Genomic DNA, 26,857 nt, shown 5'->3' on the forward strand with positions numbered 1-26,857 from the left:
TGCGAGCGGAGCCGGCGCGGGGGGGAGCTCTTCTCCTGGTCGAGCGGAGGGCAGCGACGTGGCCGAGCTCGAATTCGCGCGCTCCCTGCTGTGGGCGCGCGCCCCCGGCCGCGGCGCTACTTCCCCGGCGCGAACGGCCCCATCGACGCTCGCCGCGTCCAGGTCGCGCCCTCTCTCACCATGCGCCTCACGTGGATCTGATAGCCGACCTCGCCGCCGACGCCGTCGCGCGCTATCTCGATCTCGTTGTAGCCGTTGTGCTCCTGCACCTCGCGGCTCGACAGCGACGGCGCCGCGGCGATCCGGATCGTCCAGTCCTCGTGCCGCTCCGGCCATTGCTCGTTGCCGAACCAGCCCGTGTGGCTGTGGCCGTGGAGCACCAGGCAGAACTTGTTGGAGAGCAGCGCGTCCTTCACCTCACCTGCGTTGATCAGGCCGCCGAAGCGGGCGAGCTCGGTGGACGGCAGCGGGGACACCGGGTGATGCAGGACCGCGATCCGGATAGGCGCGTGCCACTGCGCCGTGCGCAGGCGCTGGAGGTCCGCGTCGTGGACCAGGCCGGGATCGATGCGCGCCACGTGGTCGCGCAGCGCCGCGGCGCGCTCGGCGTCCGGCTCGTCCATGGCGCCTTGCCGCAGGCGGCCGATGAGCGAGAGGAGCTCGTCGCGGACCGGATCCTTCTCTTCCTGGCCGCCGAACTCCGCCGATCCGAGCAGGGCGAACTCCACCCCGAGATCCGCATACCGCGCCACCGCGAGCGGCCGCGTCGCCGGCGGCTCCTCGAGCGGCGGCCGCGCGCAGCGCGGGTGATCGCCGAGCGCCCTCGCGAAAGGCTCGTGGCGCGCCTGCGTCCCGGCCTGCGCGGGCCCCGCCGCCTGCCGCCAGTCGACGTCGTGATTGCCGCCCACGAGCAGCACGTTGGGCTCGTCGGGCGGCAGGCGAGGGTGATTCGCGAGGTGCCTGGAGAGCCGCTCGATCCAGAGACGGGCCTCGGCGTACTCGGCGTCGCTGGCCTGCTCGGCGACATCGCCGGAGACGACGAGCAGGTGCGGCGCGCGGCCGGCCGCGGCGAGCTCGGCGACGTGCTCGACGTAGTGATCGCAGACGCGCGGGGGGCCCAGCCCGCCTTTCATCGTGTTGCCGTGCGGGTTTCTCTCCTTCACGTCGACGCGCTCGGCGGATTTCGGGCCGAAGTGGATGTCGGAGACATGGTGGATCCGCAGCGGGCACAGGTTCGCTTCGAGGATCGGATCGGCGAGCGCGAGACGCCCGCCGCGCTGCTCCACGAGGCCGCAGCGCTCGAGCAGGTCGACGTTCCCGCCGCGGGGCGATCCTCCGCGCGCGATCTCGCGGAGCACGCCCCGCTGCGCTTCGGTCAGCCCGTCGTCGAACACGGCGCGGTGATAGGCAAACTCCCGGAGCTCGCTGCGCACGCGCGCCATCCACTGGAGCGTCCATGGGGTGTTCGCCAGATCGGGAGATTTCTCGGCGAGCTCGAAGACGAACTCGATCAGGAAGGGATTCCGGCGCCAGATCTCGGGCAGCTCGGGGAGGAGCGCCCTCGACGCGTCGGTGCGGGCGAGCTTGAGCGTCTCGTCGGGCGTGAGCGGATCGAGGAACCGCATGTCCCGCGAGGAGAGCAGCCCGGCGTCTCCGGCGGCCGCGCGCTCGAGCGCTATCCACTCGGCGGGGCTCATCGCCAGGAGGATCCTTGTGTTGTCGCTGTAGAGATCGCGGCACCAGCGCAGGAAGGCGCTCGCGTCGCGCGGGGTGCCGCCTTGGCCGGCGAGCTGCGGCTCATCCAGGAGGAGAGTTATCCCCGGCGGCACGCTGGGAAGCGCCGGGCCGACCCTGCGGAGGTCGAGGTAGCGCACGCTCGTCTTGTCGGCGAGGCCGAGGTGGTGCTCGAGCGCCTTGAGCGTCCACGTCTTGCCGGCCCTGCGCGCGCCTACGAGCGGCCAGAGCACGCCGTTCGCGGGCAGGGACATCAAGCGATCCAGGAGGTGGCCGTGATCGCGGACGTCGCGCTCCGGCGAGTAGGGTCTCCTCACGTCGAACGCGCGCATCACGGCTCTCTCCTTGGTTCCCTGGCCACCCGTCGAATCCAATCGAAGAACGGCGGATCGGCGAGCCATGCGCCGAGCGCATCGCAGAGGCCCGCGTCGCAGAGGAGGGCGAAGTCCTCGGAAGGCAGCCTGCGCACCTCGGGGAGCGCCGCGTCGGGGGCGCTGCGGAGGGCGCGGAGGACGGCGCGCGCGCGCTCGGGCAGCTCGGCCCAGCGCGCGCCGAAGAAGGCGGCGTCGCGGTCGAGGAGCAGGCGCTGCTCGTAGAGCTCGCGCACGCCGGCGCGCTCGACCAGGGCGCGGCGCTGGCCGGCGCGGACGGCCTGGACAAGGGCGTAGCCCATGACCTGGAGGTAGAAGGGCCATGGGCCGCAGAGCTCGACGATCCAGCGGGCGGTGCGCTCGGCCTCCACCGGGACGTCGGGAGGGGCGGTGTCGACGAGGAAGCGGATCGCGTCCGACTCGGCGAGCGGACCGAGGTTGACCGGGGTGACGTCGTTGCCGAACGAGGAGCCCGGGGCGGCGGCGAAGGCGTGCTCGACGATGGTGACCCAGTCCCAGTGCGAGCCGACGAGGACCACGCTGGTCCTCTCTTGGCCAACGGCGCGGAGCCAGGCGAAGACGGTGGCGTCGGCCTGGTGGAGATTGGCGACCTCGTCGAGGAGCAGGACGGCGTTGCCGGCGCTGGAGAGGCGGTTGCGCAAGGTGAGCGCGGGGGTGGCGTCGGACTGGAGAGACGGCTCGAGGAAGACGGCGAGATCGTCGGCGGTGCGGAGGGGAGAGGCGCGGCCCTCGAGAGAGCGGTGGTGGACCGCGCGGGTAGGGGAGAGACGCGCGGCGAGGTGGTGGAGAATGGAGGTCTTGCCCGAGCGGCGCGGGCCGCGGAGGACCGCGGGGCTGCGGCTGTCGATGAGGGCGAGCAGCTCGGCGAGGACGGGGGCGCGGCCGGGGAGGGCGGAAGCATCGGTGAGGGCGGGGCCGGGGCGGAAGGGGTTGGGGAGGGGGCCGGCGGGGAGGGAGAGCGATTCGAGAGAGAGCTCGCGGATGGCGGGCGCGTGAGTGGGCGCGGGGGCGAGAGCGGCGGCTGCGGGGGCAGCGGCGGCGAGCGCAGGAGCGGTGGGCGCTGGCGCAGGGCCGGCCGTCGCGGGGACAGCGGCGGTGGGGCCGAGGGCCGCGGGGCCAGCCTTGATGATGTGCGCTTCGCCATCCCAGGGGACGCCGCCCGCGTATCCGTGCCTGGCGAGCTCCTCACCGAGGTCGTCGCCGCTGAGATCTCCGGAGAGCGCAGCCTTCACCTTGTCGGGGCGGTGGAGGACGTCGCGGAAGCCGGCGAGGGGAAGGTAAAGCGTGGTCGTCGCGTCGGGGCGCCGGAGGGCGAGGCGGGCGCGGTCGGGGTGGAGGTCACCGAACGAGCAGAAGCCACCGGCGGTGCGGGCGAGGGTGGCGAAGCCCACGGACTCGAACGAGGCGAGGAGCTTGCCGTCGAAGGCGTTCCAGATCCGTACTGAGTGGTCCCCGGCGCTCGCGAGGCGCTTTCCGTCGGGGTGCCAGGCAATCGCCCAGATTCGGGAGGAGTGACCTTCGAGGCGAGCGAGCTCGTTTCCTGTGTCCGGGGCCCAGAGTCGCACCGTCCTGTCGTCTCCGGCGCTCGCGAGGCGCTTTCCGTCGGGGTGCCAGGCGAGGGTCCTGACCGAATGCGAATGACCCACGGCGCGAGCGAGTTCGTTTCCGGTGTCCGCGTCCCAGACGTGCACCGTTCCAGCGTGTACGGCGGTCGCCAGGCACTTGCCGTCGGGGTGCCAGGCGACGGCCCTGAAGGACGCCGAATGTCCCATGGAGCGAACGAGCGTCTTTCCGGTGTCCGCGCCCCAGAGGCGCACCGTTCCATCGTATCCGGCGGTCGCCAGGCACTTGCCGTCGGGGTGCCAGGCGACGGCCCTGACCGAAGCCGAATGTCCCTCGAGGCGAGCGAGCTCCTCTCCGGTGTCCGCGTCCCAGAGGCGCACCATCGTGTCATCTCCGGCGCTCGCCAGGCACTTGCCGTCGGGGTGCCAGGCGACGGCCCTGACCGAAACCGAATGTCCCTCGAGGCGAGCGAGCTCGTTTCCGGTGTCCGCGTCCCAGAGGCGCACCGTTCCATCGTGTCCGGCGGTCGCCAGGCGCTTGCCGTCGGGGTGCCAGGCGACGGCCCTGACCGAAGCCGAATGTCCATCGAGGCGAGCGAGCGTCTTTCCGGTGTCCGCGCTCCAGAGGCGCACCGTTCCATCGTATCCGGCGGTCGCCAGGCGCTTGCCGTCGGGGTGCCAGGCGACGGCCCTGACCGAAGCCGAATACCCCCCAAGGCGAGCAAGGTCGTTGTCGGTATCCGCGTCCCAGAGGTGGACCGCCGTATCGTATCCGGCGCTCGCCAGACGCTTGCCGCCTGGGTGCCACGCGACTGCACTGATCTCACGCTGATGTCCCTCGAGGCGAGCGAGCTCCTTTCCGGTGTCCGCGTCCCAGAGGCGCACCGTTCCATCGTCTCCGGCGGTCGCCAGGCGCTTGCCGTCGGGGTGCCAGGCGATGGCCGTGACCGAAGCCGAATGTCCCTCGAGGCGAGCGAGCTCCTTTCCGGTGTCCGCGTCCCAGAGGCACACCGACCTGTCGTATCCGGCGGTCGCCAGGCGCTTGCCGTCGGGGTGCCAGGCGATGGCCGTGACCGAAGCCGAATGTCCCTCGAGGCGAGCGAGCTCCTTTCCGGTGTCCGCGTCCCAGAGGCGCACCGTTCCATCGCGTCCGGCGGTCGCCAGGCGCTTGCCGTCGGGCTGCCAGGCGATGGCCGTGACCGAAGCCGAATGTCCCTCGAGGCGAGCGAGCTCCTTTCCGGTGTCCGCGTCCCAGAGGCGCACCGACCTGTAGTGTCCGGCGGTCGCCAGGCGCTTGCCGTCGGGGTGCCAGGCGATGGCCGTGACCGAAGCCGAATGTCCCTTACGGCGAGCGAACTTGCTGCCGGTGCGCGCATCCCATATGCTCACCGTCTTGTCACCTCCTGCGCTCGCAAGGCGCGTGCCGTCGGGGTGCCAAGCTACGGCAAAAAACCAGCGCGAATGTCCTTCGAGGCAAGCGAGCTCGTTGCCGGTGTCCGCGTCCCAGAGGCGTACCGTTCCATCGTATCCCGCAGTCGCCAGGCGTTTGCTGTCGGGGCGCCAGGCCACCGCAAAAACCCCTTGCGAATGTCCTTCGAGGCAAGCGAGCTCGTTGCCGGTGTCCGCGTCCCAGAGGTGCACCATCGTATCTCTTCCGGCGCTCACCAAACGCTTGCCGTCAGGCGCCCAGGCAATCACGTTGATGATGTCGGTGTGTCCCGAGACGAGCTCCGCCTGGACCTGTGGCGGTACCGGAGCAAGGCTGCGCCCGCGCTCGAGGAGCTCGTTTTCTCCCGCGGTCATCCATGCGCTTACGTCAGCGCCGTCGGCCCGCGCGCCCTGCCAGAAGCATCCTGTCCAGGTCGACTGCCGGAAGATGGCGCCCGTGAGCTCTGCCGCCTCGATCCCAGCGCCGTTTGCCTCGACCTGGGTGAAGTCTGCTCGATGCGCGAGCACGCTCCTCAGAGTCGTGCCGTCGAGCTTCGCACCCGACATCGTGGCTTCGCTCAGCACGGCACCCGTCAGGTCCGCACCAGAGAGATCGGCGCCCGCAAGGTTCGCGTTCTCCAGCTTCGCGCCGAGGAGGCGCGCCCCGCGAAGATCCTCGCCGGCGAGCTGCGCCCCGCGGAGATCCGCGCCGCCCGGGATCCAGTCTGCCGCATCGCCTGCCCATCGAGAGAGGCCGAGCAGCAGCCGCAGGGCGTTCTCGGCGGCCTCACTGGGTCGTTGGAACGGCCGCCGACCCTCTGCCAGGAACGACTGGACCGCGCGGACCGCGCTCGCGCGCCTCGGCTCCCCGTCCGCCCTCAGGATCTCTCCGACGAAAGCCGCGACCTCCTGCGTGATCGGCCTTGTCCGGAGCGCCTCTTCCGGCCGCTCAGGCAGCGTCGCGACCAGCGAGCGGGCGAGGAAGTACTCGAGGAACGACTTGTGCGCGAAGCGATACCCGTCCTCGCTCTCGTGGACGAAGAACGCTCCGCCCTGGATCTCCAGAAACGCAGCGCCCGGCGGCATCCCCTCGGGCAGGAGCGGGAAGAGGCGGGCGCGGACCGAGCCTTGGAGCTCCTGCCACGTGCAGGTCGCCTTTCCAGACCGCCAGAGCTGCTCGGCCAGCGCCTCTGCGAACTCCTTTTTCTGCTCGTCCGTGAAGCACTCCGGGTCGTCCTTCCGCGTGTTGTCGAGCCATCGCTTCAGGTACGCCTCGTAGAGGTCCGCCCGGCCGACCTGCGCGCCGGGGGAGAGGTCGTCCAGCGTGGCCAGCACCATCCCGAGCAGCAGTGGCCGGTGCACCAGGTCCTTGAGGTCGTAGATCCCGGCGATGCGCGAGAGCGCCGCCGCGGCGCCGCCCTCGCCGCGGATCTGCCGCACGAGATCGCGCACGTGATCGTCGGTGAACGGCTGGACCACGACGCGCCGGATCCCCGCCGGCGCGCCGAGCGCCTGCGAAAGCGCGCTCTCGGTCGTCGTCGTGAGGTGCGCCTGGCTGGGGAAGTAGTTGTCCCGCGAGGAGACGAGCACCTTTCCTCCGCCCGCCGCGATCTCGAGCAGCCCGGAGAGCCGGCCTGCGAGTCCCGCTGCCTCGAGGCGCGTCGCCATCTCGTCGAAGCCGTCGAAGCAGGGGACGAGCAGACGATACCGGGTGAGGAGGCGCACGGCGGCGCGGTTCTCGGGAGCATCCTCGAGCCGGGCGGCCTGGAGCAGGAGCTGCTCTGCGCTCGCCGACGGGGACGCGCCTGCGAGGTTCACGAGCAGCGGCAGCGGCGTGGCCCCGGATTCCCAGCGCCTGTCGGCCCACACGGCGAGCGCGGTCGATTTCCCCAGCCCGAACTCGCCGAGAACGAGGGCCGTCGGCTCGCCCGACGACAGCCATGCGTCGAGGGCGCCGAGCATCGGTGTGGGCTCTCCGCCGTCGACACGGGCGTCGGGCTCCACGAACCTGCCGTCGACCTCGCGCAGCCGCTGGTCGCGGACCGCCTCGATTACGGCGCGCGCGCCGCCGAAGCGGGGCAAGAGGCTCGCGATCCGGTCCCGCCGCGCGTCCGACGGGACCTCGTCGCACGAGGCGCCCGCAAGGCCGGTCTCGGCGAGCGCGGCGAGCAGTCCCTCCGAGCGACCACCGATGGATCCCTCGCCGCCGTCGGTCCACAGGACCCACCCCTCGTCTCGCGAAGATGCGATCAGGATCGTGGGCGGAACGTTCTGGCCCTCGGACGAGACACCGACGGTCGCGATACGCTGTCTCCCCTCTGCCACCGCGAGCAGGCGAAGGTCCTCTGCCGCGTTGATCTGTTGCTCGGAGAACCGCGTGACGTGCCCGTGCTCGTCCAGCTCCTCGACGGGCCGTCGCGCTTCAGCGTCAGCCGCCGCCACGCGCCGGAGGCGATCCTTGACGACCTCGATCAGGTCAGCGGGTCGCCTCTGAAACGCGAGAATCCACCCCCCGACTCCCTTCGTTCCGAGCGCCGCCGGGTCGAGCCCTCTCGGCAGCACCACCCGCACCTCGGGGGCCGGCCTCTTGTCCCGCCCGTCCTCGTCGACCTCCGGCGCGCCGCGCACCGCCTGCGCCACGGCCCCGAGCGCTGCCACCCCCTCGCTCGTCCACTCGCCGGCCCCCCGCTTCGCGTCGACCGCCTTCCGGAGCCGCGCCTCGACCTCGGCGAACCCGGCCTCCCGCGCTTCCCGCTGGGCCATCCACGCGAACACCGCGTCCGCGGCCGCCCCTGCCATCGCCGCCCTCAGCGCATCGAGCGGCAGCACCTCGGCCGGGACCACCACCTCCCGCGTGAACTGCCGTATCTCCTCGACGCTCGTCACCCTGTCCAGCTCGCCATACAGCCGCCTGAGCCGCCTCCCCCGCGCCGCGGCCCCGGACAGCGCACCTGCGTTCAGCAGCACGTCGCGCGCCTGCTCGAGCCGCGCGACGATCGCCTCCAGCGCGTCGTCGTCGTCCCGCGCAAGCAGCGCTCGAACCCCGTCGAGCCACTGCGCGTACGCCTCGCCGGCCGGATGCCCGCGGTACACGAGGGTTGCTTCGGCGATCGGCACCACCGGTCTAGGCGCCTCATACCGCGTCGAGCTCCCCGCTCGCTCGTAACCGAGGTCGACGTCCGCGACGATCACCCCTTCATCACCTGGCTCGAGGTAGCCCGCGCGATCCGGGAACCGCCGCAGATCATGCGCCTGCCCCTCGTCGACAACCACCGATGTGCCGCCGCCCTCCGCGCCGTCGCAATAGAGCACCGGCCGCCCGTACCGGCGCGCCTCCTCCCACGCCTTGCCGGCGAACTCGGGCAGCGTGTGGTGCGGTGTCAGGCTCGGCACAGCCAGGAATCGACAGTCCCTGAGGCGCCCGGCCACGAGCCTCCGGTACGACTCGCTCTCTCGAAACAGGAAGTCGAGACAGACCAGCACGCCCATGGGCCCTGGGATGCCGTCCGGCATGTCGACGGGTGCCCATGCCTCGCCAGGCCGCATCGAGCTCCGCTCAGGGATCGCCGGGTTCAGCTTCGCCTGCAAGCTGAGCAGCTTCCCGCCGTGGAGCACCGGGCACACCGACTGTCCGATCGTCGGGACCGAGGTCGCGCCGAGCCGCTCGTACACCCCGGAGCGCCGCGCCGCCCGATCCACCGTGTGCGTCCCGGCCACGACGACCATGTCTCCCGCGGCCTCGGCGACGCCATCGAGGAGCTCCCACGGAACGCTGTACTCAGGGAGCACCGCGATCCTCGCGCCGTACTCCCGGCACGAGGCGAGCACCGCCCTCACCCGCGCGAGGAGCTGCGCGTCGTACGCCTCCCGGATGCGCTTCCGGAGCGCGTCGAGCTTCGGCTTGATCGCTTCCGGCACCTCGCCCCGCGACGGCAGGAGCGAGTCCGACGCCCCCCTCGGATCGAACAGCGGATCCTCGAGCGGCGATCTCCGATCCACGACGATCGCCGGATGATAGGCGAGCTGCACGACCGCAACCCGCGTGTACGTCGACCCCTTCGCCGCCTTCTGCATCCGCTCGCTCGCTGCTCCTCCCGCTCTCCGCCGCTGCCCGCTACTTCGCCGAGGAGCGCGGCGGCCGCCTCCCTGCTGCACCCGACGCTTTCGCCGTCTTGCCCGCCATCCGGTGCTCCCTTGTCCGCGCCTCGATCCGCGAGGCTATCGCGCGAGCGCGGCGTGTGGAAGCGAAAGCAGCGCGTCTGGCCGTGGTGAGGAGCCGGCTCGCCCTCGGCAATTCCCTTACCCCGAGCGCCCCGCGAACCTGCAAGTCTGAACCAGGCCAACTTCCTCGACTTCGATGCCCCGAAGCGATCACCTGATGCGGAATTGTCACCCGAGGTGAGCGTGGCGATTCGCCCTCGACATGCTCGAGTCGTCTCGCCTTTTCTTCCCCCGCTCCCGCGCACGTGGATCCAGGATGGCGCTCAAGCCCCGTCGCCCTGGATCCCCGACACCCTGAATCGCGTGAAACAGCGCAGGATAACTACACGAGGGCGGGAAGATAGGATCGGCTCGGGTCCCATCTTCCACGCTCCGCGCCGCCATGCTCTACTGTTGCGGCTCCTGGGCAGATGCTACCTGTTCGGCGTTTCGTCCAGCCGGACGGACAGGCCATCGACCCCCTGAGGAGAGCGGCTCATGAGCGAGGAACGAGATACCGACGCGAGCAAGCTCAGCGTGACCGGTTGCTTTCGTAACGGCAAGGGTGCTTTTACGATGGGCGCGTTCAGGACCTCGCCCATCGTCGCGATCGCCGTGGTCCTCCTCTCGGGCTGCAGCGGTGACTCGGCAGCTCCCTCGGACGAGGCCACGTCCACCGGTGCGAGCAGCGGCGCGCTCTCGACCGGAGCCGGAGGAGGGGCGGGCTCGGGAGGGGCGGGCTCGGGAGGCGCGCTGTCGGGATCCGGTGGGGTAGGGACGGCGAGCGCCGGAGGCACCACGGCGTCGAGCAGCGGCGGCGGGATGGACGGGAGCGGGGGCTCGCCGAGCGAGCCTCGCCCCACGGTGACCGCCGCTCCGGGCACGGAGCTCGTCACGATCGACACGAGCGTGCTGCACCAGCGCTTCGAGGGATGGGGCACGAGCTTGTGCTGGTGGGCGGATCAGGTGGGAGGGTGGGCGGAAGCCAAGCGCAATGCCGTTGTCGAAGCGGTCGTCGATCCGGTGAAAGGCCTCGGCTACAACGTCTTCCGCTACAACATCGGCGGCGGCGAGAACCCCTCCCACGAGCACATGAAGGAGCACCGCGAGATGCCGGGGTTCCAGAGCGCCGACGGGACCTTCACGTGGGAGAACGACGCCAATCAGCGCGCCGTCCTCCTGCGCATCGCGGAGCGCGGGAAGGATCTGATCTTCGAGGCGTTCTCCAATTCTCCGCCCTACTGGATGACGAACAGCCGCTGCGCCTCGGGCAGCGACGGCGGCGGAGACAACCTCAAAGCCGACTCCTACGACGACTTCGCCCACTACCTCACGGAGGTCGTCCGTCACTACAGGGACGAGCACGGGATCACCTTTCGCACGCTGGAGCCGTTGAACGAGCCTTACGCCAACTGGTGGAAATCGAACGGCTCCCAGGAGGGCTGCCACTTCGACCGGGCGAGCCAGGAGAAGATCATCCGAGAGGTGGCTGGACAGCTCACAAAGAAGGGCCTCACCGGGACGGTGGTCAGCGCATCGGACGAGAACAGCATGGATGATGCCGTCCGGAACATCGGCGCCTTCGGCTCGGAGACGAACGCTGCTTTCCAGCAGCTCAACGTCCACTCCTACGCCGGCAGCAAGCGCAAAGAGCTCCGGCAGCTTGCGACAGAGCTCGGCAAACGGCTGTGGCAATCGGAGTCGGGGCCGCTCGGGCAGAGCATCAGCGACGACACGGACGCGGCCCTGTTCATGGCGGAGCGCATCATCAAGGACCTGCGCGAGCTGGAGCCGGAGGCCTGGGTGGACTGGCAGTCGGGCGACCCTTCGCGCAGCTGGGCGAGCTTCACGCTGAACGACAGCCAGCAGTCCTACACGCCCATCAAGCGCTTTTACATGCACGCCGGCTTCAGCCGCTACATCCGGCCCGGCGCGACCTTCGTCGACGTCAATAGCCAGGACATGGTGGCCGCGGTCGGCGCCGATGGGAGCGCTCTCACGATCGTGGTTCGCAACGGCGACCGCACAGCGAGCCGGGGCTACACGTTCGATCTCACCCGGCTCCCCACGGTCGGTCCGGCCGCGGAGGCGCACCGCACCTCGCGCACAGAGGACCTCGCGCAGCTCCCCGACACGGCGATCGAAGACTATCGCCTGGTGGTCACGGTCCCGGCGATGTCGATCACCACCCTCGTGATCCCGATGCCCTGATTTTCCCCCTGGAGCGGCATCCATGGTCGAGCATCGAGCCATCCGCTTCACGAGCCTGTGTATCGGCGCGTTGTGCGGGGCGCTCCTGGGCTGCTCCGAGCGTGGCCCCGCGGTGGAGGACGCGGCCGCTTCCGGCATGGCGCCGGTGAGCGGCAGCGGCGGGACCGATGCGCCGCCCCTCGCCGGTGGAGGTGGACAGGGAGCCGGAGGCGGCAGCGGCGGTGGCGCGCCCAGCGCGCCGTGCACCTTCACCTGTCACGACGACTGTCCGGCTCTCGGAGCGCTGGAGGTGGAGGGCAGCTGCGGTGTCCCGAGCGAGCGGTGCTGCTGGCTGGGCGCTCCGAGCGATCCCTATCCGAGCGGCGGGAGCTCGCCGGTCGACGACTCCCCCCCGACCCCGGTCGACGAGCTCCCCGTCATCCCCGAGATGCCCGATCCGCTCACCATGGTCGACGGGACCAAGGTCAGCACGGCGGAACAGTGGCGGGCTCGCCGCAAGGAGATGATGCGGATCCTGGAGGACTACACCTACGGGCACATGCCGCCGCCGCCGGGCAACGTGACGGCCGTGCCGCTCTCGGAGCCCTCGGAGATCGCGGCCTCGGGCGTGGACGCCCTCTACCGCAAGCTCCACCTGAGCTTCGGGCCAGGCGGGGAGCTCGGCTTCGACCTGGGCCTCTTCTTCCCGAAGGCCAAGGCGGCTCCGGAGGGTGAGTCCGAGGCTCGTCCCATCTTGATCTCGCTCTCCTTCAGCTCCGGCGAAAACAGCCTGGGGGGAGCGGCCGGCGCGCTCGCGCGAGGCTAGGGGGCATGGCCTTTCGGTTCTCGGGCGCCGAGATGGGCGATGGGCTCGGGCAGGGCATCACCGAGATCGTCGATCAGAACACCTACTGGTTCGGGCCGCTCCTTCCGGAGTTCAGGAACCGGACGGAGCGCCTCCCCTCGGGCCAGCACTGGCTGCCCGCCCTCACCGCGCCGCGGCTCTTCATCATGTGCAACTCGCTCAAGGATCAGTACGGAAGGGCGTACGCGGCCGTGCAGTCGTATCTCGGCGCTCAGCCTGTATACGACTTCCTCGGCGTTCCCGAGCACCTGGGGCTGAGCTTCCGGCCCGGTGGGCACGGCGCCACCGAGGAAGACTGGAACGCTATCTTCGACTTTGCAGATCAATATCTCTTGGGAAAGCCGGGCGCCCGACGCTTCGACGTCATTCCGCCGCGCAGGGATACTCCCTAGAGCACCGAATACGCTGGAGCCACGAGGAAATCAACAGAAGGGAAGGGCAACCGCAAGGGCGCGAGGCGCGCAAGGGGAAGGCAAGAAAATGCCTCGTCTCTGGTCCCTTGCGCCCCTTGCGCCCTTGCGGTTGCTCTCCTCCCCGCATTCCTTGGCGTTGGAGCTTGCTTCCCGGCAGAACGGTTGAACTCCGCAGCTTGTTGAATTCAGACAACTTTCAACCTGTTCGGCGCGGTAGAACATCGATCGCGTCGATCGAGCGAGAGCTGAACCGCCAAGGCACCATAAGATGCCAAGATTTTGTGGTTTTCTTGGTGGCCTTGGTGCCTTGGCGGCTCGAATTCTGCTCTCTTCTGGCAGCTTCAACCCGCTTGTCGCTCTAGCAGCCTCGACGCCGCCCTCGCGGGAGCGCGCGGGTCACAGCTTGGAGGCGGCGTGGTCCCAGTTCACCAGGTTCCACCATGCCTCGACGTACTTCGGCCGGGCATTGCGGTAGTCGATGTAATACGCGTGCTCCCACACGTCGCACGTGAGCAGCGGCGTCTTGCCCTCCGTGAGCGGGCACCCGGCGTTGCTCGTCTGCACGATTTCCAGCTTGCCGGAGCTGTTCTTCACCAGCCAGGCCCAGCCGGAGCCGAACTGACCGACGGCCGCGGCGCTGAACTTCTCCTTGAACGACGACACGCTCCCGAACGCCTCCTCGATCGCCGCACGGAGCGCGGCGGAAGGCTCACCGCCGCCCTGCGGCTTCATGCTGTGCCAGTAGAACGTGTGATTCCAGACCTGGGCTGCCTGGTTGAAGACCGCGCCGGACGTCGTGCGGACGAGATCCTCGAGGCTCTTGCCCGCGAGCGCCGCGTCCGCCGCCACGAGCTCGTTCAGCTTCGTGACGTAGGCGTTGTGGTGCTTGCCGTGGTGGAAATCGAGCGTCTCGGCAGAGATGTGGGGAACCAGTGCGTCTCTGGAGTAGGGGAGCTCGGGGAGAGTGAAGGTCATGGTTCTGTTCCTCGTGTTGCTTGTCGACGGCCACGCGCTCGTCGCAGCCCGTTGTGAGGTGCTCGGCGAAGACCTTCGGGTGGCGCTCCGGCCACGGATCGAACGTCCGCGCTTCGCGGCCAAGCGGCCGCTCCACGTCGCCGGGTCCCGCGGCAGCGTAGCAACCCCGGTGGGGGCGCGGGGCGCCTTGCCAATGAGTTGGCAGGTTTCCATCCATTTGGAGAGACGGCCCCCCGGCCAGCGGTTCAGTGGTGATGAGGCCGGTCGCTCTGCGCGCCGCAGTTGCGAAACTTGAACTCAGGGAAACGCAGTCCTAATCCTGGCTCCCGCCGAGGTGCACACGCCCCTCGGCGCGGCGCGAAGGGAGCCGGCCTCGGCGGAAGAGCAGCCGCCGGAAGCGCGGGGCGCCCAGCGCGAGGGCGGCCCCGCAGGCGAGCGCGAGCGCTTGCAGGTAATACCCGGGCAGCGCCACCACCGCCTCGAGGTGGTGCCGGCCGGGGCCGACGCGCACCGCGAAGAACCCCGGGGCGACGCGCCGCGGGACCAGCTCGGCGCCGCCGTCGCGCACGCGCCAGCCGCTGTACGCGGTGGCGCGGAACACGACGTCGACCGGCGCCTCGGCCTCGACGGTCGCCTCGTACGCGCCCGGCTCGCGCGGCACCTCGCGCACGCTGGCGCGGGCCGCGTCGCAGCCGTCGTCGGCCACCGTCACGCGCTCGAGCGGGCCGCGGCCTGCCTCCAGCGCCACGAGCTCGCCGGGCGTGTCGAGCACGGTGCGCGGCTGCTCCAGGTGCTCGAAGAGCGCCGCGAGCAGATCGGCCTCGCGGCCGCGCCACACCTCGCGCACGCACCCGAGCCCCACGTAGTCCGTGCCGCCCACCCGTCGCGACAGCTCGACCTGCCCGCTCCTGTCCACGAGCGTCCACGCCTCGGGCGGGCCCGGCCGTTGCTCGGTCAGGTGGATCAGCGTGCGGACGCCGAGCGCCTCCGCGCGCGCGGCGCTCCCGGGGCGCTCGGGCGCCACCTTGAGGAAGGCGGCGGCATGGACGCCCACGTGCGCGCCCGCGCCCGTCGAGAACGCCATCGGGGCCGCGCCGCGGAGATCGGCGGCGTACACCATCGCGCAGGTCGCGAGCGTGTCCTCGGCGCCGTAGCTCGCGCGGCCGTGGGGCGCCTCGGCGAGCCAGCGGGCGATGAGATCGGGATCGAAGCCCTCGACGGGCGGCCGGCAGCCGCGCGACGCGATGAGGGAGGCCTGGTTCTCTGCAAGGAGGTGGAGATCGGCCGCGCGGGCGGTGATCTCGAAGGCCGCGACGAGCGCGAGCGCGGCCGGCACGAGCGCGGCGAGCGCGGCGGGCAGGAGCGCCGCGAGCGCGGGCCGGGGGCGGCGCACGCCGCGCGCCGCGAGCGCGGCGCCGATGCGCGCGAGCGCCGCGGCCGCGACGTCGAGCGCGGTGACGATGGCCGCGGCCGCGACGAGCGGCAGGAGGGCGAGGGCGCGCATCGGCTGGAACACGGAGAGCAGCGCCCGGCCGAGCGGGCCCGCGCCGATGATCCAGCCGCCGCTCATCGAGAGGAGCAGCGCGACCGCCGACGCCGCGAGGACGGCCCGCGACGCCGGGGCGCGGAGGCGCGTCGCGTGCAGGAGGCAGGCGGCGATCCACGCCGAGCCGATCACCGGGGCGTGCTCGTAGTCGAGCAGGTCGCCGTCGAGCGCCCACGGCAGCACGCGCTCGGGCCCGAAGCCGATGTGCCGCCAGCCGAGGCCGGCAGGCCAGCCGAAGGGCGCGGCCATCGACGCGACGCCGGGGCCGTAGAGCGCGAGCGCGAGCAGGCCGCCGCCGGCGAGCGAGCGGAGCACCCGCATGCACAGCCGCCGATCCCACGCGGCGACGGCGGCGGCGGCGAGGACGGCTGCGCTCACCGTGAAGACCTGCGGGTGCGTCGCCGCGCAGGCCGCGGCGAGCGCCGGCCCGAGCTCGAAGCGGGCGGGGCGGATCACCGCGGCGGCCCAGGCGACGACGAGGGGGATCACCAGGATCTGGGAGAGCAGCCCGAGGAGGAAGAACGACGGCCACCCGCCGGCGAACTGCACGTACGGCGCGACCCACGCGAGCGCCACCGCGCCGGCGGCGGCCGACGCGGGCCGCGCGCCGCCCGCGCGGGCCGCGGCGAGGACGACCAGCGGGGCCCCGACGAAGGCGGCGAGGCCGAGCCCCTTCAGCGCGACAACCGGCGCGGCGCCGAGGCGGATCAGCGCCGCCGTGAGCAGCCAGCCGACCGGCGGGTAGTGAAGCGCGACCGGGAAGCCGCCGTTGTTCGTGGCGATCCACCCGTGCGGCAGGCCGCTCGTCGCGATGTCGTAGGCGATGGCGAGGTGCGAGCTCGCGTCCTTCCACAGCGCGGCGCCGGGCCCGGCGAGCGCGCGGGCGTCGCGCAGCGCGGGCAGGAGCGCCGCCGCCACCACCGCGGCGGCGGCGAGCCAGGTGATGCGCGGCGTACGTCCGGCCGGCGCGGGCGTGGCAGGCGCGGCCGGCGCGGGCCCGGCGGACGCGGGCCCGGCGGGTGCAGGCGCAGGTGGGCCGGCGGCCGCGCCAGCGCGAAGCTCGGCCAGCCGGAGGACGAGGACGCCGAGCGCGAGCAGGAGGAGGAGCATGGACAGAGCTCGCCGGCGCCGCGTCAGCCCGGGGCGCGTCGCCAGGTGCCGAGCAGCGACCAGCCGGTGAGCGTGCGCCGCACCGACACGAGCCGCATCCGCTCCCCGACGTCGAGCGCCGCGAGGCGCCGCGCGTCGAACTTGCTCGGGTGGATGTGCTCGCGCGAGAAGCCGTCGCGGCGCGCGATCCACTCGAGCACCGTGGCCTCGAGGAGCGGCAGCGTGGACAGCCGGCCATAGTTCGGGGTCGTGAGCAGCAGCGCGCCGCCCGGCGCGAGGCGCGCCGAGAGCCCGCGCGCCCAGCGCGACGGATCGAGGGTGTGCTCGACGACCTCCTTCGCGAGGACGACATCGAACGGGCCGTCGAAGCCGCCGCCCGCCGGGAGCTCGTAGGGCCCTGGACAGACGGCGAAGCGCGCCGCGCGGGTCGGGTAGAGCCGCCGGCACGCCTCGATGGCGCGCGCGTCGAGATCGCAGCCATAGAGCTCTGTCGCGGGCGGCGCGCCGGGGATCTCCCCTTCGAGGCCGCACCCGACGAGGAGCACGCGCGGGCGCGGGCCGCGCGCGGCGATGGCGCGCGCGAGGGGACGGGTGAGCGCGCCGTGGTAGAGCGACCACGGGAACCGCTCGCGGCGGCGGTGGTTCGAGAAGTAGTCGCCGGGCGGCGGCGCCGGCTCAGCCATCGGGCCGCGCCTGCGCCACGAGCAGGTACTCGGCGGCCGCGTCGCCGCCCGGGGCGAGGCGCCCGAGCGCGTTGACCACCGTGCGCGCCAGGTCGACGGTGAGCGGGCGGAGCGCTGGCATCGCGACCCACCGGCCGGTGAGCTTGCGCATCACGTAGCCGAGCAAGCTCGGGTACAGCATGAAGTCGAACGCCCACGAGGTCGGCCGCCCCGCGATGGGGCGCGTCTCCGCGAGGTCGAAGCCCGCGCGCGCGAGGTGATCGCGCCAGCCCGCCTCGTCGTAGAGGTGGACGTGCGAGAAGACCCGATCGAGCGCGTCGCCGTACGCCCGCGAGAGGCCGACCAGGCCCACGGAGCGGAGCGCCTCGGGCAGGGCGAGCTGGTACGTCCAGTCGGGCGTGGGCACGATGAGCACGAACCGCGCCCCGGGCTTGAGCGCCCGCCGGATGTTCACGAGGGCCCCGTGGAGATCGGGCACGTGCTCGAGGCTGCAGTTGGCGATGGCGCTGCCGAAGAACCCCTCGGGCAGGTGGACGTTCACGATGTTGCCGCAGATGAGCGTGCGGTACGACGCGGTCCGCTGCGCGCGCTGCACCTCGGTCGGGTTGATGTCGATGCCCCACGCCTGCTTGTCCGGGTAGGCGAGGCGCGCGAACAGCCCGTCGCCGCAGCCGACGTCGAGCAGCGGCTCCGGCAGGTCGAGCTCGCGCACGGCGCGCAGCCGCACGCACTCGCGGATGGCGAGCGCCGCGGGCGCGAAGGCGTAGTAGGCGGAGAAGTCCTCCGCGTCGAGCGGCCACTCTCGTTCCATGCGAGCGCTCATCCCCCGTGAAGGCGCAAGGAGCGCCGGTACGCGCGGACCGCTTCCGTCGGGCGCGGCTCGTCCATCGATGCGACGACGGCCGTGAGCGCTCCGAGGTCGATGTGCGGCAGGGTCATGCGCCCCATCCTAACATCGGGGCGGCGCTCCCCGGGGCGGCGGGCGCGGCGGCCGCGCAAGACGCTGTCGCTCTCCCGTCGCTCTCCGCGTCCGCGTCGTCGTCCCGAGGTGCCCGCGTCCGCGGCCGTCCTCTCGGTCTTCTCCGCCTGCGCCCGCAGCGGCACTGGCGACTGCCCCGACACCGCTGCGCCACAGTGGGCCAGCTCTGCATCGTCGATCGCGGCCGCCGCCCCGCGGCGCTCCTGATCAGCGGAGCGTCGCCATCCCCAGGTGCTCCGGGGCCAGCGGGAGAGTCGGCGCCCACGGGCGGCGACGGCCTTCGCCCCACGCTGGCACATCGCCTGCTCTGCCGGGCTGCATGCGCAAACTCCAGGTCCTTTCAGCCCTCCTTCCATTGTCCCTGACACTCGCCGGCTGCATCGTCACCGGCTCCGATCCTGAGCCAGGGCCGCCCTCGTCCGGGTGCAGCAAGCCAGGCGCCCCGCCGTGCGTCGCCGCCTCCGAGAAGCAGCGGATCTCCGACCCGCAGGTATCGGACGTCGAGCACGATGATCTCGCCTGGGGCAACACGAGGTTTGCGATCGACCTCTACCGCGAGCTCAGCGCCGAGCCAGGCAACCTCTTCTACTCGCCGTACAGCGTGTCGAGCGCGCTGGCGATGACGTTTGCGGGAGCGCGCACGGAGACGGAGGACCAGATGGCGCGCACGCTGCACTTCACGCTGCCGCAGGAGCGGCTGCACCCGGCGTTCAACAGGTTGAATGGGCGGCTCGCGAGCCACGTTCCGGCGGCGGACGGGGCGGACGGCGGGGGGTTCCAGCTCAACATCGCCAACTCGCTCTGGGGGCAGATCGATCATCGGTTCCTGCCTTCGTTCCTCGACGTGCTCGCGGAGAATTACGGGGCTGGGATGCACCTCGTCGACTTCGCCGGCGCGACCGAGGACGCACGGAAGGTCATCAACGGCTGGGTGGCCGAGCGCACCGAGGACCGGATCAAGGACCTTCTTCAGAAGGGCGATCTCCAGAGCACCACGCGGCTCGTGCTGACGAACGCCATCTATTTCAAGGCGGCGTGGATGTTCCCCTTCGATGAGCGCGCCACGGCTCCGGGCGACTTCACGCTGGCGGACGGCTCCAAGGTGTCCGTGCCGATGATGACCACCACGGCGCAGATGCGATATGCCGAGAACGAGGGGGTACAGGTGGTCGAGATTCCCTACGACGAAGGCCGCCTGACGATGGTGCTCGCCCTGCCGCCGGACCTCGGGGAGCTCGAGGCAGGCCTCGATGCGTCGCTCCTCAGCGAGCTCCTGGTCTTCCGGGAGACGCGCAACGTCACCATCACGCTGCCGAAATTCAGGGTGGAGTCCCGGTTCGATCTCATCCCGCCCCTCCAGGAGCTCGGGATGACCGCCCCGTTCACCAGCGCGGATTTCTCGGGGATCGACGGGACGCGAGACCTGTCCATCAGCGCCCTGGTCCACCAGGCGTTCGTCGACGTGAACGAGGCCGGCACGGAGGCCGCGGCGGCGACCGCGGTGGTCCTGGGCGAGAGCGCGGCGCCCGAGCCCGCGGAGATCCGCGTCGATCGACCGTTCGTCTTCTTCATCCGGAACGAGATGGAGCGCACGATCCTCTTTGCGGGTCGCGTGGTCGATCCGTCGAAGTAAGGCCTCCAGGCCCGCCGCGGCGCGGGGCGCTCACCGGAAGGCGCTCGCGGCCCCGAGACCAGCGACGCGCCGGCGCCGGGCTGACCGGCTCGCGAGCGGCGCGACCCACGGCGGCATCGGGTCGCGGGTCGAAGCACCTCGACGACGCGTAGCGCCGGATGTTACCGAACGTAACGGGCGCGCATCAAGGCGTTACCAAACGTAACGCCATGTCGCCGGACGAGGGTACTCGGGCGCTCTCCCGGCGATGAACCGAGTAGTATACCGAGTCCCCGTGTGACACACTGGACGGCGCGTGTGAGGGGCATGGCATCGGCCCGCGCTCTCGCGCGCGCCTCCGGGCACCGCCTGCGGGCAGCGCAACGAGCCAGATGTGCTCTTTGATCGATCCGGAGCTCGATCCGGGCGCCGCTGCGTACAGGAGCGAACCGGCGCGCTCTCGGCTGAAATTAAGGAAATTCGAAAGTTCGAATGCGCTCAAGGCGCTGCCGATCGGGGGCGGTGCGCCGAAGGGCAATTCGAACGATCGCGAACCAAGCAATCTTTCGAGCGTCGAGGACCATGCGAAGAATACTTTGTGCTCTTCTGTTTCTGGCTGTCACCGGCTGCGGCGATGACACCGACTCCACAACGACGAGCGGCTCGTCCACAACGACGTCCAGCTCGAGCGGCTCGACGACGAGCGCCGGCGGGGATGACGCCTCGGGTGGCGGCGGCGGCACCGGAGAGGGCGGAACTGGCGCCACGGGCGGCGGCGGGGCCACGGGCGGCGGCGGGGCCACGGGCGTGGGGGGTGGCGACGGCGGCGGCGGCGGCGCCCCGGAGGAGGCGCACTGGGTCGGGACGTGGACGACCGGTCCGCAGCTGACCGAGCCCGGCAACATCCCGCCCGCGCCGGGCCTGACCAACAACACGCTGCGCCAGGTGGTCTATACCTCGATCGGCGGTAGCCAGGTGCGGCTGCTGCTGTCGAACGAGTTCGGCGACGGGCCGGTGACCATGGAGTCGGTCCACATCGCGGAGTCGACGACCGCTGACGGCATCGACGTGAAGACCGACCAGGCCCTGAAGTTTGCGGGCGCCGATTCGGTGACCATCCCGGTGGGCAAGACGGTCTTCTCCGATCCTCTCAAGCTCGCCGTCAAGCCCCTCACCAAGATGGCGGTGACCATCAAGTTCGGCGCCGTGCCGGCCGGGATCACCGGGCACCCGGGCTCGCGGACCAACTCGTATATCCAGACGGGCAACGGGGTCTCGGCGGCGAACCTGACCTCGCCGGTGAGCACGGCTCACTGGTACTACATCACGGGCCTCGACGTCGCGGCGGCCCCCGAGGCGGCGGCGGTCGTCATCCTGGGTGATTCGATCACCGATGGCCGTGGCTCGGACACGGATGGGAACACCCGCTGGCCGGACTTCCTGTCTCGCCGGCTGCGGTCCAATCAGGGGACCCAGAACGTCGCCGTGCTGAACCTGGGTATCGGCGGGGGCAACGTGCTGACCGGCGGGCTCGGGCCGACCGCAAAGGACCGCTTCCAGCGTGACGTCCTGGATCAACGCGGCGCGAAGTGGCTGGTCGTTTTCATCGGCGTGAACGACATCGGCACCGACAGCGCGCCGCCCGTCGCCGACGGTCTGATCGCGGCCTATACCGATTTCATCACCAAGGCCAAAGCCAAGGGGATGACCGTTTACGGAATGCCCATCACGCCGTTCGGTGGCAACGGGTACTACTCCGCCGCGCACGAGGCCACCCGTCAGACGGTCAACACCTGGATCCGCAACAGCGGCAAGTTCGACGCGGTCATCGATGTGGAGCCGGCGGTCGTCGACCCCCAGGATCCTACCAAGGTGAAAGCTGACATCGACTTCCAGGATGACGGGCTGCACTTCAACCCGACTGGCCTGGAGGCGATCGCGAATGCCGTCGACCTCTTGCTGTTCGTCCCCAAATAAAGGGGAGGCCGATCGCAGGGGGAGCACGATCGGGCGCGTGGAGCTCCGAGCTCCTGCGCGCCCCGCGAAGACCACCCGCTCCCCCCGTGAAGACCATCCGCTCCTCGGCGGAAGAAACGCCTCGGCCCTCGCGTGGCGCCGAGAACGGTAACCTAGACAACTGAGTCGTTTTGCGTTAACGCGTTGCGCTATGCGTCCTCACGTATTCAGCTGCAACGCTCCTGAGTAGCCTTGTCCCATGTGCGGAGGAGACGACGCGGAGGCCGGCGCGACGGATTGCACACCCGTGCTCGTGGTGGCGGGCACGCTCGTTCCGTCCATCGGCGGCACCTCCGCGGCGAGCGCCGTGGCCACGGTCGCGGCCGCCGTCCTCGAGGGCGTCGGCGCGGCGCGCGAACTCGTGCTGCTCGCCCGGGAGGCGCTGCGCCGCCGCGTCCACGCGGGCGCGATCGGGGCGAGGCGAGGGATCGAGGTAGCGCCGTGAGCCGGATCCTGCTCGTCGAGGACGAGGTCGTCATCCGGGCGGAGCTCCGTCGGTTGCTCGCCCGACATGGGCACGACGTCGTCGAGGCGGGGTCGGTCGAGGACGCCTCGGCGGAGCACGATCTGCGCGCGTTCGATCTGGTGCTGGCCGACGTGCGCCTGCCGGGCGCGTCGGGCACGGCGCTCGTCGGGCGGTGCGGCGGCGCGCCGGTCGTGCTCATGACGAGCTACGCCACGGTGAAGGCCGCGGTGGACGCCGTGAAGCGCGGCGCCGCGGATTACCTCTCGAAGCCGTTCGACCATGCCGAGCTCATGGCCATCGTCGATCACCACCTCCCCGGCGCGCGGCCGGAGCGGAGCGCGCTCCCCGACGCCGCGCCGCGCGCGTCGGATCCCGCGCCGCGCGTGTCGGAGCCCGCGCCGCGCGCGTCGGAGCCCGCGCCTCGCGCGTCGGAGCCCGCGCCTCGCGCGTCGGAGCCCGCGCCTCGCGCGTCGGAGCCCGCGCCGTCCGCGCCGCCCACGTCCGAAGACGACGAGCTCGAGGGCATGGTCGGCGGCTCGGCGGCCATGCGGGAGGTGTTCGCGCGCGTGCGCAAGGTCGCGCCGAGCGAGGCGACGCTGCTCGTCCTCGGCGAGAGCGGCACGGGCAAGGAGACGCTCGCCCGCGCCGTGCACCGGCTGAGCCCGCGCCGGCAGCTCTCGTTCGTGCCGGTCCACTGCGCGGCCATCCCCGAGGGGCAGATCGAGGGCGAGCTCTTCGGATACGAGCGCGGCGCCGTCCCCGGCGCGATCTCGGCGCGCGCGGGGCTCTGCGAGGCCGCGGAGGGCGGGACGCTGCTGCTCGACGAGATCGGCGAGCTGCCGCCGAAGGTCCAGGCGCGGCTCCTCCGCTTCCTCCAGACCGGCGAGGTGCGGCGCGTGGGCGCGACCCGCGCCCGGCGCGTCGACGTGCGCCTCATCGCGGCGACGCGCCGGGATCTCGTGGCGATGGTGCGCGACGGGTCGTTCATGAGCGACCTCTACTTCCGGCTGCGGGTCCTCGAGATCCGCCTCCCTCCGCTGCGCGAGCGGCCGGGCGACGCGGTGCGCCTCGCGGAGTCGCTGCTCCGGCGGCGCGCGTGGGCGATGGGCCGCGCGCCGCTCACGCTCACGCCGGAGGCGCGCGCCGCCATCGCGGCGGCCCCCTGGCCTGGCAATGTGAGGGAGCTGGAGAACGCCGTTCACCGCGCGACGGTGCTCGCCGACACGAACGAGATCGGGCTGGAGCTGCTCGGGCTCGACGCCCCTGCAGAGCCGCCTCCGCCCGCGCCCCCCGCGGACGCGCACGAGGGGGAGCCCCCGTCCGACTCTCTGGAGGGCTATTTCCGCCGCTTCGTCCTCGAGCACCAGCACGAGCTGACGGAGACCGAGATCGCCCGCCGACTCGGCATCAGCCGCAAGGCCCTGTGGGAGCGGCGACAGCGGCTCGGGATCCCTCGGCCGCGCTCCTGAGCCGCCGTCGACGGAAGCGCGCGCAGGGGTCGCTCGTGGAGGGGCGCGGCCCCGTGGATGGCGGCGCGCGGCTCCTGGGAGCGGGGTCGATGGGCGGGGTCGACGGGAACTCCGCGCAGAGGGGGCAGCCGCGCGCGGCGACGCGGCCGCGAGCCTTCGTCGCCCGTGCCAAGGTCAGAGCAGCAAAACGGCGTTCGAGCAGGGCCTACCACACCGGATCGCCGCCGTCGCTCGAGGGGCTTCCCACGCACGCGTGTGCTGGGCTAGAAATGATCTGAGAGAGAGGGGGTCTCATGGCCAATGCATTTGGTTACCTGAGCACGAGCGTCGACGTCTCGTCCGTGTCGTTCGACGCGATCAGCAAGTACATGCAGGTGCTCCTCCTGCGGAACTTCGCGACGGGGACCTGGGTGTTCAGCAAGGGCGCGATGCGGTCCATCAAGGGGTGTGTGCTCGCGTCGCCGTCCCTGCCGGACGACAGGGGGCAGACCGACCAGGACTACGTGCACCACTGGATCCGGGACGCGGCGATCTGCATCCCGGAGGCGCTCGACAACCCGGTCTTCACCGCCCGGAGCCTCTGCGAGGATTACACGACGTTCTCGGCGCTGTGCCAGGAGAACGCCGAGCGAGCGAGCAGGTTCGCGCTGGCGTGCTTCCACATCGACGGCACCGTGCGTGACAACTGGACCTCGCAGACGGATGGTCCGGCGCACCGCATCCTGTCGCTCCTCACCATCGAGGATCGGCTCTCGCTGCAGGCGCTCGCCACGGCCAGGTCGATCATCGAGAAGGACACCCGGTACCTCCTCTCGGCCTACAAGGAGCAGACGCACAACCTCTGGGAGGAGACGGCCGGGTTCAGCTTCTATGCCCGCTCCGTGCAGCGAAAGGCGTTCCTCTCGCTGATCAGCCGCGCCGACGAGCTCGGGCTCTCTCCGTACATCAACGACATGTGGGCGGCCGCGGAGTGGCTGGGCAGCCAGATGGCGACGCACCAGGGCACGTACGACGGCCAGCCGTACTACGCGTCCATCACCGGGCCGAGCGGGAGGCCCGTCGATGGAAGGGGAGCGACGCTCAACGTGGATATCGTCATGTCGGCCGTCTACGGATCCACGAGCTGCACGGACCCGGTGCTGCTCTCGACGGCCGCGCTGGTGCGCGAGGCGTTCGCCGAGGGCGACCGGCGGTACCGCATCAACGATGCCGATCGGGAGCTGCCTGGGAGCAGGGGGCCGCTGATCGGTCGGTACCCTGAGGACACCTACGACGGCAACCTGTCGGATTCCGGCCCGGACGCCGGTCACCCGTGGGCGCTCACGACGTGCAATTTCGCGGAGCTCTACTTCATGCTCGCGGCGAAGATCAAGAGCTCCACGGGCACCGCGGTCGTGAACGCCACGACGCAGAAGTTCTTCGCGCAGGTGGGCGTGAGCGACCCCGCAGATCCAGAGATCGCGGCGAAGCTCATCGACGCGGGCGACAGGATGCTCGAGGCGGTGATCTACCACTCCGATCGCCTCGAGCTGAGCGAGCAGTTCGATCGCGACAACGGGTACGAGTGCAGCGTGAGCGATCTGAGCTGGAGTTACGCCGCGTTCCGGAGCGCGGTCAGGGCGCGCGAGGCCGCCGTGGGCGATTCTGGAAGCAGCCACGGGTAGCCGGCGGGCCCTGCTCCCTCCTCACCGGGGGAGCGCGCGATGGCCGATCCGTCGTCTCGGATCGCCGTGCTCGCCTCCCGATATCAGGCTCAGCGTCAAAGTCTTCCCAGGCTGAAAACGTGCGTCGACGCATGATCAAAGCCCTGCGATGCGGGAATCATTGCGCCGTGCAATTCCCCCTCTTCATCAACCGCCGCAGTGTCTCCGCTTCCCTCAGCCTGGCGACCACGCTGCTCGCCGTCTCCCCGTCGTTCGCCGCACAGTGGCAGAACAACGTGAGCTATGGCGGCAGCGGGCCGACCATGGATCTGTATGTGCCCGACGCCGTCGATGCTTCGCCGGGTATCGTCGTCGCGCTGCACTATTGCAGCGGCAACTCCGGAGCGACGCACGGCTGGTTCCAGTCCCTGGCCGACCAGCACGGCTTCATCGTCATCTCGCCGAGCGTCGGCGGTGGCAAGAACTGCTGGGACGCGACTCCCCAGCGGTCGGGGGAGCGAGCGGCCATCGTTCAGATGGTCAACTACGCAATCGACAAGGAGGGTGCCGACCGGGCCCGCGTCTTCGCCGCGGGGGCGTCTTCGGGCGCTTGCATGACCAACGTGCTGCTCGCCGCGTATCCGGACGTGTTCGCCGGCGGCGCGCTGCTCGCCGGTGTCCCGGCGGGGGCGTGGATGGGCGGCAACCAGTGTGGGATCTGCAATCAGGCCGCCGCGAACAAGACGCCTCAGGCGTGGGGCGACATCGTGCGCAACGCGTTCGCCTTCACCGGCACGAGGCCCAAGGTCCAGCTCTTTCACGGCACCGCCGACAACACCCTGAACTACGGCTACCTCGCCGAAGAGGTCGAGCAATGGACGAACGTGCTCGGCCTGGATCAGGGCGACGGCACCATGGAGACCGGCAAGCCGAAGAGCGGCTGGAACCGCACCTCCTACAAGAACGACGCGGGAGACGTCGTCCTCGAGGTGAACATCGGCCAAGGGGTAGGGCACGATCTGACCGGACAGGGCTTCTACGGCGACATCGTTCGCTTCTTCGCGCTCGATCAGGACGCCCCCGCCACCACGAGCGCGGCGGGCACCGGCGGAGCGGGAGCGGCAGGCACCGGTGGAGCGGGAGGCGCCGGCAACGGCGGCGGTGAAGCGACGGCCGGCAGCGGAGGTGACGGCGCGGGCGAACCCGGAGCGGGCGGCGCGGCGGCCGCGACAACCGGCGGCTCCACGGTCGCATCCAGCGGGGCGACCGGCACCTCGGGCTCGAGCGGCAGCGCGGCCGCGACGGGCGGCAGCACGGTCGCGACGGGCGGCTCCGATACCGGAGACGGAGACAGCGAGGAGTCCTCCGGCTGCAGCTTCGCCGGCGCTCGCTCCGGATCGTTCGGAGCCCTGGCGGCTGCCGCGCTCGGCGCGGTCGCGCTCCTCCGCCGGCGTCGCAACAGGCGCGCCTGAGCTGGCAAGGTCGAGTCCCCCGGCGGCGTCGCCGGGCATCGCTCTCGGCACCCGGGCCTTCGCCCCGTCGAGCACGCGATCGCGGGGCTTGAAGCTCCCCAG

At 71.1% G+C, this 26,857-nt stretch carries 15 protein-coding genes; 9 read left to right on the forward strand and 6 right to left on the reverse strand.

Annotation, left to right across the window (positions count from 1 at the left end):
• Nucleotides 1-116 precede the first annotated feature (116 nt).
• Nucleotides 117-2,066, reverse strand: a complete 1,950-nt coding sequence (locus WME90_RS14005) for a metallophosphoesterase (protein WP_437283609.1) — start codon at nt 2,064-2,066, stop codon at nt 117-119.
• Nucleotides 2,066-9,190: an eIF2A-related protein gene (locus WME90_RS14010; RefSeq protein WP_437281606.1), complete on the reverse strand. Its 7,125-nt coding sequence runs from the start codon at nt 9,188-9,190 to the stop codon at nt 2,066-2,068. The genes WME90_RS14005 and WME90_RS14010 overlap by 1 nt, the downstream gene beginning before the upstream one ends.
• Nucleotides 9,191-9,814: 624 nt before the next feature.
• On the opposite strand from WME90_RS14010, the gene WME90_RS14015 reads away from it, so the two are divergent.
• The 3 genes from WME90_RS14015 to WME90_RS14025 are packed head-to-tail and all read left to right on the forward strand — an operon-like array spanning nt 9,815 to nt 12,763.
• Complete coding sequence (locus tag WME90_RS14015; protein ID WP_437281607.1) at nt 9,815-11,527, forward strand: glycoside hydrolase family 30 protein; 1,713 nt, start codon at nt 9,815-9,817, stop codon at nt 11,525-11,527.
• Between the two features lie 22 nt (nt 11,528-11,549).
• A complete protein-coding gene (locus tag WME90_RS14020) occupies nt 11,550-12,332 on the forward strand; it encodes a hypothetical protein (protein ID WP_437281608.1) in 783 nt (260 codons plus the stop codon).
• Nucleotides 12,333-12,337: 5 nt separating this feature from the next.
• Nucleotides 12,338-12,763, forward strand: coding sequence for a glucuronyl esterase domain-containing protein (locus WME90_RS14025; protein ID WP_437281609.1), 426 nt, complete (start codon nt 12,338-12,340; stop codon nt 12,761-12,763).
• A 417-nt stretch (nt 12,764-13,180) separates the two neighbouring features.
• Here WME90_RS14025 and WME90_RS14030 read toward each other — a convergent pair whose 3' ends face one another.
• The 4 genes from WME90_RS14030 to WME90_RS14045 all read right to left on the reverse strand — a co-directional run bounded on the left by WME90_RS14030 (nt 13,181) and on the right by WME90_RS14045 (nt 17,909).
• Nucleotides 13,181-13,759 carry a superoxide dismutase gene (locus WME90_RS14030; protein WP_437281610.1) on the reverse strand — a complete coding sequence of 193 codons (579 nt, stop codon included), beginning with the start codon at nt 13,757-13,759 and terminating at the stop codon, nt 13,181-13,183.
• Between the two features lie 313 nt (nt 13,760-14,072).
• Nucleotides 14,073-16,415, reverse strand: coding sequence for a hypothetical protein (locus tag WME90_RS14035; protein WP_437281611.1), 2,343 nt, complete (start codon nt 16,413-16,415; stop codon nt 14,073-14,075).
• A gap of 23 nt (nt 16,416-16,438) precedes the next feature.
• Nucleotides 16,439-17,098 (reverse strand): class I SAM-dependent methyltransferase, encoded by a 660-nt coding sequence (locus WME90_RS14040; RefSeq protein WP_437281612.1) that lies wholly within the window; start codon nt 17,096-17,098, stop codon nt 16,439-16,441.
• On the reverse strand, nt 17,091-17,909 hold the full coding sequence (locus WME90_RS14045) for a class I SAM-dependent methyltransferase (RefSeq protein WP_437281613.1): 819 nt from the start codon (nt 17,907-17,909) through the stop codon (nt 17,091-17,093). Before WME90_RS14045 ends, WME90_RS14040 begins: the two co-directional genes overlap by 8 nt.
• A gap of 523 nt (nt 17,910-18,432) precedes the next feature.
• Between WME90_RS14045 and WME90_RS14050 the strand changes: the two genes are divergently transcribed.
• The 6 genes from WME90_RS14050 to WME90_RS14075 all read left to right on the forward strand — a co-directional run bounded on the left by WME90_RS14050 (nt 18,433) and on the right by WME90_RS14075 (nt 26,755).
• Entirely contained in the window at nt 18,433-19,710 is a 1,278-nt protein-coding gene (locus WME90_RS14050; RefSeq protein ID WP_437281614.1) for a serpin family protein, read from the forward strand.
• Between the two features lie 561 nt (nt 19,711-20,271).
• Nucleotides 20,272-21,666 (forward strand): SGNH/GDSL hydrolase family protein, encoded by a 1,395-nt coding sequence (locus tag WME90_RS14055; RefSeq protein ID WP_437281615.1) that lies wholly within the window; start codon nt 20,272-20,274, stop codon nt 21,664-21,666.
• A 238-nt stretch (nt 21,667-21,904) separates the two neighbouring features.
• On the forward strand, nt 21,905-22,150 hold the full coding sequence (locus WME90_RS14060) for a hypothetical protein (RefSeq protein WP_437281616.1): 246 nt from the start codon (nt 21,905-21,907) through the stop codon (nt 22,148-22,150).
• Nucleotides 22,147-23,640: a sigma 54-interacting transcriptional regulator gene (locus WME90_RS14065; RefSeq protein WP_437281617.1), complete on the forward strand. Its 1,494-nt coding sequence runs from the start codon at nt 22,147-22,149 to the stop codon at nt 23,638-23,640. Before WME90_RS14060 ends, WME90_RS14065 begins: the two co-directional genes overlap by 4 nt.
• 293 nt (nt 23,641-23,933) lie before the next feature.
• Complete coding sequence (locus WME90_RS14070; RefSeq protein ID WP_437281618.1) at nt 23,934-25,304, forward strand: glycoside hydrolase family 15 protein; 1,371 nt, start codon at nt 23,934-23,936, stop codon at nt 25,302-25,304.
• A 167-nt stretch (nt 25,305-25,471) separates the two neighbouring features.
• Nucleotides 25,472-26,755, forward strand: a complete 1,284-nt coding sequence (locus WME90_RS14075) for an extracellular catalytic domain type 1 short-chain-length polyhydroxyalkanoate depolymerase (protein ID WP_437281619.1) — start codon at nt 25,472-25,474, stop codon at nt 26,753-26,755.
• The last annotated feature ends 102 nt before the right edge of the window (nt 26,756-26,857 follow it).

This window comes from Sorangium sp. So ce375 (assembly GCF_051473855.1).
Taxonomy (GTDB): domain Bacteria; phylum Myxococcota_A; class Polyangia; order Polyangiales; family Polyangiaceae; genus Sorangium.

Bases quoted from the DNA above. Each gene is read 5' to 3' on its own strand.
- WME90_RS14020 (WP_437281608.1), top strand. From the start codon at position 11,550: ATGGTCGAGCATCGAGCCATCCGCTTCACGAGCCTGTGTATCGGCGCG.
- WME90_RS14040 (WP_437281612.1), bottom strand. From the start codon at position 17,098: ATGGCTGAGCCGGCGCCGCCGCCCGGCGACTACTTCTCGAACCACCGC.
- WME90_RS14025 (WP_437281609.1), top strand. From the start codon at position 12,338: ATGGCCTTTCGGTTCTCGGGCGCCGAGATGGGCGATGGGCTCGGGCAG.
- WME90_RS14030 (WP_437281610.1), bottom strand. From the start codon at position 13,759: ATGACCTTCACTCTCCCCGAGCTCCCCTACTCCAGAGACGCACTGGTT.
- WME90_RS14070 (WP_437281618.1), top strand. From the start codon at position 23,934: ATGGCCAATGCATTTGGTTACCTGAGCACGAGCGTCGACGTCTCGTCC.
- WME90_RS14035 (WP_437281611.1), bottom strand. From the start codon at position 16,415: ATGCTCCTCCTCCTGCTCGCGCTCGGCGTCCTCGTCCTCCGGCTGGCC.
- WME90_RS14005 (WP_437283609.1), bottom strand. From the start codon at position 2,066: ATGCGCGCGTTCGACGTGAGGAGACCCTACTCGCCGGAGCGCGACGTC.
- WME90_RS14015 (WP_437281607.1), top strand. From the start codon at position 9,815: ATGAGCGAGGAACGAGATACCGACGCGAGCAAGCTCAGCGTGACCGGT.
- WME90_RS14060 (WP_437281616.1), top strand. From the start codon at position 21,905: ATGTGCGGAGGAGACGACGCGGAGGCCGGCGCGACGGATTGCACACCC.
- WME90_RS14010 (WP_437281606.1), bottom strand. From the start codon at position 9,190: ATGCAGAAGGCGGCGAAGGGGTCGACGTACACGCGGGTTGCGGTCGTG.
- WME90_RS14055 (WP_437281615.1), top strand. From the start codon at position 20,272: ATGCGAAGAATACTTTGTGCTCTTCTGTTTCTGGCTGTCACCGGCTGC.
- WME90_RS14045 (WP_437281613.1), bottom strand. From the start codon at position 17,909: ATGGAACGAGAGTGGCCGCTCGACGCGGAGGACTTCTCCGCCTACTAC.